This window comes from Bacillus sp. FSL W8-0102, assembly GCF_038007225.1.
GTDB lineage: Bacteria > Bacillota > Bacilli > Bacillales > DSM-4216 > Bacillus_O > Bacillus_O smithii.
The window spans coordinates 1-11,530 of sequence record NZ_JBBOWT010000002.1; the positions used below are offsets into that span (position 1 = coordinate 1).

13 protein-coding genes and 3 pseudogenes are annotated in these 11,530 nt (G+C 37.4%); 5 read left to right on the top strand and 11 right to left on the bottom strand.

The annotated features are described in order from the left end of the window. Positions 1-162 precede the first annotated feature (162 nt). The 4 genes from N1I87_RS17820 to N1I87_RS17835 all read right to left on the bottom strand — a co-directional run bounded on the left by N1I87_RS17820 (position 163) and on the right by N1I87_RS17835 (position 1,947). Positions 163-339, bottom strand: a complete 177-nt coding sequence (locus N1I87_RS17820; RefSeq protein ID WP_328202414.1) for an antitoxin VbhA family protein — start codon at positions 337-339, stop codon at positions 163-165. A 170-nt stretch (positions 340-509) separates the two neighbouring features. Continuing rightward, positions 510-1,136: a hypothetical protein gene (locus N1I87_RS17825; protein WP_328202412.1), complete on the bottom strand. Its 627-nt coding sequence runs from the start codon at positions 1,134-1,136 to the stop codon at positions 510-512. Between the two features lie 415 nt (positions 1,137-1,551). Beyond that, the gene (locus N1I87_RS17830; protein WP_004439447.1) at positions 1,552-1,731 is read right to left on the bottom strand and encodes a hypothetical protein; all 180 of its coding nucleotides are present in this window, start codon (positions 1,729-1,731) and stop codon (positions 1,552-1,554) included. Between the two features lie 18 nt (positions 1,732-1,749). Next, positions 1,750-1,947, bottom strand: coding sequence for a hypothetical protein (locus N1I87_RS17835; protein WP_341030551.1), 198 nt, complete (start codon positions 1,945-1,947; stop codon positions 1,750-1,752). A gap of 474 nt (positions 1,948-2,421) precedes the next feature. On the opposite strand from N1I87_RS17835, the pseudogene N1I87_RS17840 reads away from it, so the two are divergent. Then, a pseudogene (locus N1I87_RS17840) lies at positions 2,422-3,354 on the top strand (RNA-guided endonuclease InsQ/TnpB family protein); the annotation flags it as partial. A 162-nt stretch (positions 3,355-3,516) separates the two neighbouring features. Here the strand turns inward: N1I87_RS17840 and N1I87_RS17845 are convergent. Then, complete coding sequence (locus N1I87_RS17845; RefSeq protein WP_328202420.1) at positions 3,517-4,314, bottom strand: HTH domain-containing protein; 798 nt, start codon at positions 4,312-4,314, stop codon at positions 3,517-3,519. A 618-nt stretch (positions 4,315-4,932) separates the two neighbouring features. Here N1I87_RS17845 and N1I87_RS17850 point away from each other — a divergent pair. Further along, positions 4,933-5,076, top strand: a pseudogene (locus N1I87_RS17850) (zinc ribbon domain-containing protein); the annotation flags it as partial. A 328-nt stretch (positions 5,077-5,404) separates the two neighbouring features. On the opposite strand, the gene N1I87_RS17855 reads toward N1I87_RS17850, so the two are convergent. Further along, on the bottom strand, positions 5,405-5,980 hold the full coding sequence (locus N1I87_RS17855) for a tyrosine-type recombinase/integrase (RefSeq protein WP_327805864.1): 576 nt from the start codon (positions 5,978-5,980) through the stop codon (positions 5,405-5,407). A gap of 280 nt (positions 5,981-6,260) precedes the next feature. On the opposite strand from N1I87_RS17855, the gene N1I87_RS17860 reads away from it, so the two are divergent. From N1I87_RS17860 to N1I87_RS17870, 3 genes and pseudogenes are all read left to right on the top strand, one after another. Continuing rightward, positions 6,261-6,500 (top strand): AbrB/MazE/SpoVT family DNA-binding domain-containing protein, encoded by a 240-nt coding sequence (locus N1I87_RS17860; RefSeq protein WP_081473003.1) that lies wholly within the window; start codon positions 6,261-6,263, stop codon positions 6,498-6,500. After that, complete coding sequence (locus N1I87_RS17865) at positions 6,497-6,826, top strand: type II toxin-antitoxin system PemK/MazF family toxin (RefSeq protein WP_003352727.1); 330 nt, start codon at positions 6,497-6,499, stop codon at positions 6,824-6,826. The genes N1I87_RS17860 and N1I87_RS17865 overlap by 4 nt, the downstream gene beginning before the upstream one ends. Before the next feature lie 693 nt (positions 6,827-7,519). Then, positions 7,520-7,663: pseudogene (locus tag N1I87_RS17870) on the top strand (zinc ribbon domain-containing protein); the annotation flags it as partial. 133 nt (positions 7,664-7,796) lie between these two features. Here the strand turns inward: N1I87_RS17870 and N1I87_RS17875 are convergent. The 5 genes from N1I87_RS17875 to N1I87_RS17895 form a co-directional block, all read right to left on the bottom strand. Then, a complete protein-coding gene (locus N1I87_RS17875; protein ID WP_003352741.1) occupies positions 7,797-7,976 on the bottom strand; it encodes a hypothetical protein in 180 nt (59 codons plus the stop codon). 213 nt (positions 7,977-8,189) lie between these two features. Beyond that, positions 8,190-9,767 (bottom strand): IS66 family transposase, encoded by a 1,578-nt coding sequence (gene tnpC, locus N1I87_RS17880; protein WP_048623352.1) that lies wholly within the window; start codon positions 9,765-9,767, stop codon positions 8,190-8,192. Between the two features lie 61 nt (positions 9,768-9,828). Then, the gene (gene tnpB, locus N1I87_RS17885; RefSeq protein WP_003352857.1) at positions 9,829-10,185 is read right to left on the bottom strand and encodes an IS66 family insertion sequence element accessory protein TnpB; all 357 of its coding nucleotides are present in this window, start codon (positions 10,183-10,185) and stop codon (positions 9,829-9,831) included. After that, positions 10,179-10,499, bottom strand: coding sequence for an IS66 family insertion sequence element accessory protein TnpA (tnpA, locus tag N1I87_RS17890; RefSeq protein WP_003352856.1), 321 nt, complete (start codon positions 10,497-10,499; stop codon positions 10,179-10,181). The genes tnpB and tnpA overlap by 7 nt, the downstream gene beginning before the upstream one ends. A 46-nt stretch (positions 10,500-10,545) precedes the next feature. Further along, positions 10,546-11,010 (bottom strand): hypothetical protein, encoded by a 465-nt coding sequence (locus tag N1I87_RS17895; RefSeq protein WP_341103538.1) that lies wholly within the window; start codon positions 11,008-11,010, stop codon positions 10,546-10,548. Between the last annotated feature and the right edge of the window lie 520 nt (positions 11,011-11,530).

Sequence of the window (11,530 nt, forward strand, 5' to 3'; positions counted from 1 at the left end):
GTTTCGTGATACAATTGTAATCGTGTATAATACGGATACGATCTTCAAGGGGGGATCGGCTTTAGGCAGAATAATCCACCCGTGGCCTATAAACTCAAGGGTGGATTATTTTTTTTGGTTAAAAGACAGTATTGAAACAGAGGTCGAGGGCAGCATACCGATTCACTGTTTCCCTGCCAACCTAATTGCTTTACGTTTAAACTGTTCAAAAGAAATCTCTCCTGCTGCTTTTGCAATGACTAGATCCTCAATTTCTTTCGTTACTTTTAAGCCTTCGATTTCAAGTGAAGCTTTTACAGATGCAAATTTCTTTTGTAACGTCTCCTTTGAATATTTCATGAGTCTTCACTCCCTTCTAACCACTGAGCAAGGTCTCCAAAATTCGTCGACAAAATGAAGCCGAATTTTGCATTTAACAAAACACTTATACGCATAACGAAAAATAAATTTGTCTTAGAGCCCCATAGTGCACAATTTTCGAGGTTCGATACACCTTTGTATCAGCCTTCTTATTTTCCTTTCCTTTTTTTGGAAAGGAAACGTGAAAAAAAACCTTTTTGTGTCTCTTTTTCTGCTATGGCGGCTTCGATTCTAGCTTGCCTAAATTCTAAAGCGTGATTCAATGATTCCATAAGTTGTCGATCACGTTTCTCCAATGACTCTTTGATGAATTTTTCTTGTTCTTGAACTCGTTCCGTTAATTGTCTATTGACTTCCTTGATCTCTTGAAGCTCTTTTACTATATCTTCAATCATGTTGAGTTTATCCAACTGATCCATCAACTTATTGAATCGGTTATCATATTGTGCTATATCGCTTGACTCTTGTTGATTTGACTGGATTTTTTCAAGTGTATCGCTTTCCGCTTCATCTCGTATCTTTTGTTTCTGATTGAATACGATCATTTTCGCAATACGTTCCACTGGCATGGCGTTCTTTTTAGATAAATTTTTTACTTCATTGAAAACAAAAACATCGTTATCCGTATAGATCCTGAATCCATTTTCGTTTTTTATGAATCTATAACCTGCTTTTTCCAATGCTTGAGCGTATTTTCTTACCGTTGATTCCGCTATGTCGACCATATTCGCTATATCTTTAGTGCCGTATTCTTTCCCAATGTTGTTGTTATTCATGACCCATTCACCTCTAGATACATATTTCAACACAGGTCATATCGTATCCTTTAACGTCTTTCCGAAAGAAGTCTCCCATCCTCTAGGAATGTGAAGGTGCGAATAGCACCAATGAGTAGGTGGGAGATGAATTTCGGTTGGCTTTAGCCAAAGTTATTTTTCCAATCCCTTTCTCAACAATTCTAAGATTGCGGCTGTTCTAGTTGGAATCCCATTTTCTTTTTGATATTGCTCCAATTTTTCTAATATCGTCTTAGGCATACGAATTTCTACACGTTCTTGTCCGATTTACCGTTGACACTTCCCCATAATTTGCCCTCTCCCGGCGGAAAAGAAAGAGGACTCCCATAATCATAATATAGGAGTCCTCTCCAGGAGCGCTTATTAGCGCTAAAGGCTTCTTGCTTCCGTAAAATTAACCAAATTTACCTTTTTCCTTGCCTACACGAAAAACAAATACACCCCAAGCAATAACAACTAGCAAATTATAAGCTTTAAGCAAACGAGGTCTAGGATCAAGTATCATATTAATAATGAAACCCAGCACAGATAAAAATAAAAGTATAGCTAAAAAAATTTGATTTTTTTTACTCATCACCTATCAATCCCTTATTTAGAAAACGACCAAAACAAAAGCTTTAGAAACATATTTAGCAACTGTTTTATTAAAACCATGTTTAACAAGATAACTTGTCAATGCACCCTCTATGGTATCACCAGAGTTTGCAGCAAAATCTAAGAATTTATTGATAGACTCCCAGTGAAAAACAACTAGTTCAGTCCCGGTCATTGACTCTACTTTGCTGATCATTTTATTCCAACTATCCGAAAAATGTATCACAACAATTTTACAATAATATGGAATTGTTTGTCCAAATAATTGTTTCTAATAGGGCTTATTCGCCCTATATTCGCCCATATGGCGATTTTTATAGACTACTAGACTTTTTTATAAGGGGTAAGCCTTAAAAAGGCCTAGAAGCCAAAATAAAGGCTTCTACGGTTTTGCCTTTCCCCTCGTTTTGAGGTGGGAGGCTGGCTGGGGGTGTGGGGGCTAGCCCCCACGGTCTTTCTGCGTGTTTAAATATGGCGTAAGAATACCCATCACGGACGGATGAGCTGGGCGGTTCGGCGGGTACAATGGACGGAGCAAGCTGACCTCCGAAAATCCTCGTTTTGAGTCTGGTCGGCTTGGCGACAGGCCAGCACCCGCCGAATTTCGGAATGCAAGGGTTTAGGGTGGAGATTTTTTCGGCGTAGCGAACCCGAAGGGCGAAAAAATACTACCCGTCCAAAATATAAAAGTGAATTTCCATTCCTAAAAGAAGTGGATTCTTTAGCTTTGGCAAATGCACAAATGAACTTACAGACTGCTTATAAGAATTTCTTTGAAGGAAATGCGGATTTTCCAAAGTTCAAAAATCGTAAAGCAAAACAATCCTATACAACTAATATGGTCAACGGAAATATTAAGCTAGAAAATGGTCATATCAAACTGCCAAAAATCAAAAAGCCAATAAAAATGAAACAGCATAGAGAGATACCTGCTGATTATAAAATCAAATCTTGCACTATTTCTAAAACAAAGACAGGCAAATACTACATTTCAATTTTGACAGAATATGAGAAAGATATTCGTCCAGTTAAAATACAGAAAGTTGTTGGTTTGGATTTTGCTATGGATGGTCTATATGTCGAGAGTGAACAGGGTAAGAAAGCCAATTACCCACGTTACTATCGGCAAGCCTTAGATAAATTAGCAAAAGCACAACGAATTCTTTCTCGAAGAAAGAAAGGTTCTGCAAGATGGGAAAAACAACACCTGAAAGTGGCTAAGCTACATGAAAAGACAGCGAATCAGCGCAGAAACTTTCTTCATCATAAGTCAAAAGAATTAGCAACAAACTATGACGCTGTGATTATTGAGGACTTAGACATGAAAGGCATGTCTCAAGCCCTCAACTTTGGAAAAAGCGTTCATGATAACGGCTGGGGGATGTTCACTACTTTCTTAGCGTATAAGCTAAAAGAACAGGGGAAACAACTTGTGAAAATTGATAAGTGGTTTCCCTCCACTAAGAAGTGTTCATGTTGCGGCAAGGAAAAAGAAATGCCATTATCTGAACGTGTATATAAATGTTCTTGCGGCTTTGTATTAGATCGCGATCACAATTCAGCAATCAATATCAAAAATGAGGGATTACGCTTATTAGCATAAAGAATAATAACTTTCGGAACGAGAGGGTTAGCTCGGTCAATTTTCTGTCATTAGACGGGATTACCCGAGAAGCCCCCACTTCAATCAAACCGTAAGGTTGATAAGTGGAGGGTAGTTCACAATCATGCTTCAATCTTGTTTTCAGAAGATCTCCCTTTTTGATTAATAGATACCTAGAGTATCCAGATCACTTTTATTTCCTTTCACGTCTTCAAGCCAGTTATAAAACACAGGACGAGGAGAAGGTTTGACCGTTATATGATTTTGTTGTTGGCGTTTAAGTTCCTCGATTTTGGCTCGTCTCATTTCATCAGAGAGTACACGGTCAACATAAGCCGATAGATACTTAATGCCACGGTTAGTTCGTTTTTGTGTTTCATTGATTTTAATCGCCACATATTTAACAATTTTTTCCAAAGGTTGGATTTCTCCTTTAACATAACTATTAATCTTGTTATCAAAAGGTAAACCTAAAATGGTAGCAAACGTATTTAACGGTGAATCCTTTGGCGCCGTAGGCTTTTCGGTGTTTTCTACTTCGCAAACTTCTTCGCAAAGTGACAAATCCAAAATAGATGCAATACGTTCAAAATTCGCATGGCTGCGGAAAATGAATACAGGTGTTTTGGCTCCGTTGGACTTCGGATTTTCCCTATAGCAAACAACAACTTCGCCAGAATCTTTTAAAAGTCTGATAGCGTTGTCTACTGTTCGCAATGAGACATCTAATTTTTCTGCTAGTGTTTCACGTCCATTGAACGAAAAACCGCGATCAGTAGCCTTCCACACAATTTCATCAATAACCAATGTTGTTTTTTGGGCTTTACGGAATTTGCGGCCTAATGATTCAGCAATACGGTTCATCAGTTCATTTTTGATTTTTCGTCTCTTGTAAATGAATTCTGTCACTCTTTCAATCTCTTTAAGTTCTGTAAATTGTTCGTTAGTGATGATTTGCATTTTTTCGTCTCCTTCTAATTTTTCGGAAACGAAAAAGGACGCGCCGCCATCTCTTGGCAAACACGTCCTAAATGTTCTAAAATTAACCCCTTGCGCAACTGACTGTTTCCAATGTACAATATGGATATAAAAACAGTAGTTAATGCAGGGATTCTTGACAGGTGTTTGCCGTAGGGTGGTTACGGCGAACGGTGTAAGAGTGTTGGCGCACTACTTACACACGTCGAGAATCCTTTTTCATTTTCCGTTCCTATTAACTTAATTTTAATGTTACTATCAGTCTACCATTTCGACAAGAACTTTTGTGTTAATTTATGGTTTTTTTTTATGCAAGAGCATAAGGAGTTTTTGCCCCCACCGAAGGTGTGGGATCAGGCAGTGCCTGATAAAACGATGGGGTCAAAAAAAGTGAGTTTTCTATATAGTTTCTATATAGTTTCTATATGGTTTCTATATGAACTCTATATATCATTCTATATAGTTTCTATATGCTTTTTTTGCATTTTAACATTATTTCCGAAAGAAGTCTCCCACTTCAAGCGTGTGAAGGGCGATAGCCCAACGATAAGTGGGGAGATGAATTTCGGTTGGCGTTAGCCAAAGATTTTGGTATAATCAAAATGTTCCCGTTGTGGGAATGAAAAAGAAATGCCATTATCTGAACGTGTATATAAATGTACTTGCGGCATTGTATTAGATCGTGATCACAATTCAGCAATCAATATCAAAAATGAAGGATTGCGCTTGTTAGAATTAGCATGAAAATACAAACTCCCGGAACAGGAGGGTTAGCTCGGTCAATTTCCTGTCATGAGACAGGATTACCCGAGAAGCCCCCACTTCAAGCAACCCGAAAGGGTGGTAAGTGGAGGGTAGTTCACACATTAGTGGAGGAAAAGTGGAAAACTTTTGTATGATTTTTCACTGAAAAAAATGAGAGTGCCCATTTACATACCTTACATGCAGGTATTCAATAGGGTTCGAATGTTTCGAATAATATTGCGCACAATAGGACCCGTAGGGAGTAAGATATGAGCTACTCTGGAATAGTTGAATAGAGTTTTTGGGCTGTATGAACAGCCCAATTTTTTTATTGACCCTGAAACACGCTAAAATGTTTCAAGACATTTTGTGTTTCTTCTTCTGTGATCCCGATATACCGGAGAGTCACGGAAGGATGAGAATGGTTCAAAATTTCTTGCAACATGGCAATATCCTTCGTGGCTTTATAAAACCAATAGCCAAATGTTTTTCTGAGCGTATGATTGCCAACATGCTCCACTCCGGCAAAATCAGCCGCCTTTTTCAGCTGGCGGTAAGCCTGTGTCGGTGTAATCGGCCGGTTTCCTTTCCTGGATGGAAAGAGCCACTCACTGTCTAATCCAGCTGCGTATTCATACACTTCCTCAAAACAATGGCCAATATAAATATCGCGGATTTTTTGGGTTTTCCCTTCTTTTACTCGTAAAACCTTCTCTTTTTTGTTTTTCAGCCTCAGAATCGCTTCCGTTTTGATTTTAAGCAGGTCTCCAACCCGTAGGCCAGTTTCACACCCTAACACAAATAAAATGTAATCTCGGGGCAAACAGTGGCGTTTTAACGCCCATTTCATATCGTCTAATTGCTGCTGACTACGAATCGGCTGCACATTTTTTGGTGTCGACATCTTTTCTCCTTCCCTTGAAAATCAACGATTTGAATGTACGATTTTGTAGGATACCTCGATCATATCGAAGAAAAAGGGAAAAGACAAGAGAATAAGCGAAAATGAATGTATGATTTTATACAAATTCGTACATTTGTTCAAAACTAAAAAAGGTAGGGGAAAGTTAGGGAACTTGATACGTATCATTTTTTGTGAAAATGTATATACTTTGTATATACTTAAAAGACGGAAGGTGGTATAATTGAATTCCAATAAAGGAGAAGGGGTGGAAACTATGGCAATGGCAACAACTGTTCAAAAGTGGGGAAATAGTCTTGCAGTTCGTATCCCTAAAGATGTTGCTGAGCGAGTTGCGATTCATCAAGGCTCCGAAATCGAGTTAAGAGTTATAGATGATAAGAAAATCACATTAGTTCCAAAACAGAAGAAATACACGTTAGAAGAACTTTTAAAGCAAGCAAAGCCGGAAAATCGTCATAAGGAAATTGATTTTGGTATTGAAGGGAATGAATTAATTTGACCCAAGCACCAGACCGTGGGGATTTGGTTTATCTAAATTTCAACCCACAATCTGGACACGAACAAGCAGGACGTCGCCCAGGTATTGTATTGTCCCCGAAAGAATTTAATGAAATAACACGATTTGCACTTATTTGTCCAATTACAAACACAGTAAAGGGTTGGCCTTTTGAAGTAGAGCTCCCAGAAGGTTTAGCCATTCAGGGAGCTATTTTGACTGATCAAGTTAAAAGTTTAGATTGGGTATCCAGAAAGATTCAAATTAAGGATCAAGCACCACCCGAAATTGTAACTGAGTGTTTGAACAAAATACATACTTTTTTGTAAAAAGATAAAAAGCATCAAGAGCTTCTCTCAATAGCCTTACAGAGAAAAAAAAGTTAAAGCTGAAAAAGATGCTGCCACTCGCTAACCTCTACTTCTGTCTTCGGGGTTCGGGACTTACACCCTATAGTTCATGTACATGCCGGGCGCACATAGAGGGCTAATGCCAAGAGGGTGTAAATCATGCGCTCGTGTCAACTCCTTAAATTCTCCCTCGTTCGTTCCTCACTCAGTCCGATTTACCGTTGACACTTCCCCATAATTTGTAATCAAAAATAAAAGGTGCTATAACTGATTACAGAGATTGTGCCTTTTCCATATCTTTTTAACTTCGTAGATATGGAAAAAAAGAGCAATTCCTCATAATAGGAATTGCTCTTTTTTTTATTTACCTATATCATCGTATTCTTAAAACCACGTACAAGCCCAAATAAGAGATTTTTAATGTTTTTGTTTATCTTTGATATGCAACTGAAAAAAGATTAGCGCTAAAACAAATAAAATTATCGGAATAACTATTAAACTAGAACTTAATAGAGTATAGGTCGTATCTCCATCCATTCTCCCCGTTTTTATTTGTAAATTTCTATAAAATGTTGCTAATTGAATAACAAAAATCATTATTAGACCAGTTATAAAACTAAGAAGAGAAAACTTGAAGTACATAAATAACCTCCAAAGATTTTGGTATAATCAAAATGTTCCCGTTGTGGGAACGAAAAAGAAATGCCATTATCTGAACGTGTATATAAATGTACTTGCGGCATTGTATTAGATCGTGATCACAATTCAGCAATCAATATCAAAAATGAAGGATTGCGCTTGTTAGAATTAGCATGAAAATACAAACTCCCGGAACAGGAGGGTTAGCTCGGTCAATTTCCTGTCATGAGACAGGATTACCCGAGAAGCCCCCACTTCAAGCAACCCGAAAGGGTGGTAAGTGGAGGGTAGTTCACAGTTTCGTAGGTTTTTAATTAGAACTTTTATCTTTGGGTGTTTTCCGATAAACAGTAAAATAAATAAATGCAAAAAGGAAGAATAATGTTTGAATCACATTTGTTACTATTTTTAATTCCGAATAATCAAAAAAGATATGACCGAGACAATACGAACCTGTTACAACAATCAGAAATTTCAAAAGGGATTTCATTATTTCCATCTCCTGTTATTTGCTTAGAATAGTAAAAATACAATTGCTCTAGCTGTGATTCCTGCTAACCAACTTGACACGCCAATACTTTTCAATCGTTTTTCTATAGCATCTTCTATTGTTCCACTAAAGTCAATAACAACATTAAGAGTACTCATAACAAATGTAAGCGTAAAATAATCCCCACCTTTTAATGATAGGGATTAAATACTATTATTGTGATAAGTTATTAAAAACCCGACAATTCAAAGGAATTGTTTTGGACCAAGGAAGTAGTTGATCAAGCTCATCCATATTGCTTATATCCATATTGGGAAGCCTTTCAAATAAGTAGCGAAGATAATAAAATGGATTTAATTTATTCTCTTTTGCTGTCTCCACAATACTGTAAATGATTGAGCTGGCCTTAGCTCCTTTCGGAGTATTGCTAAAAATCCAGTTCTTCCTACCGATCACAAATGGTTTAATGGATCGTTCACTTCGATTATTATCGATTTCTAAACGTCCATCCTCTAAAAATGCCACGAGTTTTTCCCATTGGTTGAGGCAGTATGTAATGGCTTGACCTAATAGACTCTTTGGTAAAACATTGCTTTTCTCTGTTTTTAGCCATGCTGAAAAAGCCTCCAACAATGGTTGGCTGTGTTTAAGTCGTTTTTTATATCGTTCTTCTGGTGTACATTCTTTCAAATCACGCTCGATGGCAAATAGCTGATTACAGAAATTGAGTCCTTCCCGAACTGTGACTGCTGAATGACGTTTGGATTCAGGAAGTACGTTTAAAGCCTCATCGAACTTTCTGCGGGCATGAGCCCAACATCCAACTAATGTTACGCCGGATACCTTATGGTATCCTGCATATCCATCGACATGCAGGTATCCTTTAAACCCTTTTAGGAATTCTTTGGCATGTTCTCCTGCTCTAGTTTCCTGATAGTCATAAAGGACAAGTGGTGGATCCTCTCTTCCAGTCCGATAAAGCCACATGTAAGATTTCGATGTACTTGACCTTCCAGGTTCATGTAAAACCTGAACAGTTGTTTCATCCGCATGTAGAATGTCTTTAGAGAGGAGATGCTCTTTCATTCGTTGATAAATTGGCGCAAGCCATTTTTCGGCACCATAAAGCATCCAATTGGCCATGGTTTGCCTGGATAAGATCACACCTAATCGTTTGAACTGTTGTTCTTGGCGATATAGAGGTAGCCCCTCTACATATTTTTGATTCATAATATATGCCATGCTTGACGGTGAAGCTAAACTTTTTGGATACACAGATTTTGGGGCAGGTGCTGTAACGATTGGTGTCTCTATTTCATTACGCTCACAATGACGGCATCCATAGACATATCGAACGTGTTTTAAAACTTTGACTTGAGCCGGAATAATCACTAATTCTTGTCGTACTTCTGTGCTCATTTCGTGTGTTTTTTCACCGCAACACGAACAGACCTGCTCTTCTTCGGGTAAACGATATTCAATCGTTTCCATAGGCAGGTTTTCAAACGTAGCTTGACGTTGACCACGTTTCTTTTTACGACGATATGTAATTGTTTCAACAGTTGGCTCTTCGGCTTTTACATTAGACTCTACCTCTGCTTCATTGAATAAAGGTAGTTCTAATTGATTAGGATTTGTTTTTTCGCTTGAAGAGCCAAATTTTCGTTTTTGACTAAGACGATACTGTTCTTCATACCATCGTAATTTCGCCGTCAATTCAACGATTTGCTGTTGAAGTTTTTCAATTAATTCAAATGGGTTTTGGGTAGGATTCTTTAAATTTTTCATCATGTAGTAATAATTCGACGGTTTTAGCTATTTTCCTCCAAGGTTTTTGTTAAAAGTAAAAAATTCATATAACTGTTCTAGCCTTTACTTCTGGGTGTGCTTTCTTTTGCTCCATTGCAAGACCATCCAATAACCAGCGTAATTGCCGATAACTAATTTGTATCGTTCCAGTGTCATTTTCATTTGGCCATTGAAATTTTCCTTTTTCCAATCGACGATAATAAAGCCAAAAACCATTATAGTCCCAGTGAAGAATTTTTAATTTATCTCGCTTTCGATTACAGAACACAAAATAGCTTGATGAAAAGGGATCTAAATCAAATCCCTCTTTCACCAAAGCAGCTAATCCATCAATGGATTTTCTCAAATCAGTACTTCCTTTTGCCAAGTAAACTCGTTCAGCTCTTGTACCAACTAACATGTTGATTTCAACGTCCTAACCACTTCTGAAAGAAAGGCCGGATCGAAACCAGGTTTTACTTCAATTGAAATCCCACTAATTTCAATCCGTAATGAATTTTCAACTGTTTGTGAATGATCTTCTAGGGTAACGGATGCCCATTTTGTAGACTTTCCTTGATTTTTTATTGGATTTTCAATTTTTCTTAACCAGTATTTAAACTGGTGAATACTCCATTGATTTTCCTTGCACCAGTTTACTTGAGTTTGACCGCTTTTACGATAGTCAGCGATTCGTTGTTCCCAAACCTTTCGTAATTCAGGATTCTTAGGCATAAAAAAACCTCCTTCAATTTCATCTTGAGGAGATTATCTCATGAAATTAGCACATCAAGAAGGTGTCCAAGATTTGACGCTTACTAACAAATTGATATGCTAAGTATTTTTTTAGTGTGCTTTTTGCACTACTTGAAATTGGAAGTTTGGCTATGTAATTTCTAACTGTTCTATCCCAAGACACTTTTCCAATTTTTTGCAGTTTACTAATCATAGATTTTGCGGCAACTTTTGCAGCAGTTGATTTTACACCTAGAGTAGTAATACCACTATCTTGTTGTGCTTGTTGTGGAAGATTGGATTGGATACCATATTGAATATCTTCTGCCGAAATTCCATGTTTTTGCAATTCAATTTCTAACTCTATGAGCTTTTGAATTTCTTTTTGAGATAGTTTTGTATTCGCTTCTTGGTTTGTTACCGTCTGTGCTTTTGCATTTACTGCAAAAGATGTAGATACAGAAAGTAAAAGTGCTGTTGCAACAGTTACGTGGATAATTTGTTTTTTCATTAAAGTTTCCTCCTATAAATATCTGAATCTCTTGATACTCTCCCACCCTTTTAAATAGAGTTGGGAACATGATATTTAATATAATTACTCCAGTATTAATAATTGAAACAATTGTCTGAATCATAAAAACGACTCCTTTCTTTAAATTCAATTTCAAATACTTTAGCAGCTGAATTGTTTCTTTTTAAGAGCATAAGACGATTTTTTTCATGAATTTAAAAAAGCGCCACTCTCTGCCGTTATTCATCCTTAGAAAGGAGCCTATTGCAGACAAATTATTCTTAGATTCATAGCAAAAAAAGTGGGACAAACGTGGGATAAGCGTGGACCATTTATGGGATTTTAGTGGGCTATTCGTGGGACTTTAGTGGACTTTTTGTGGGCGAATCGCCTTTTTTATGTACCCATCGTTTTATCAGGCACTGCCTGATCCCACACCTTCGGTGGGGGCAAAAACTCCTTATGCTCTTGCATTTTTCTACCACGCTGAAATCTCAGATATTTCAGAATATTTTTATCA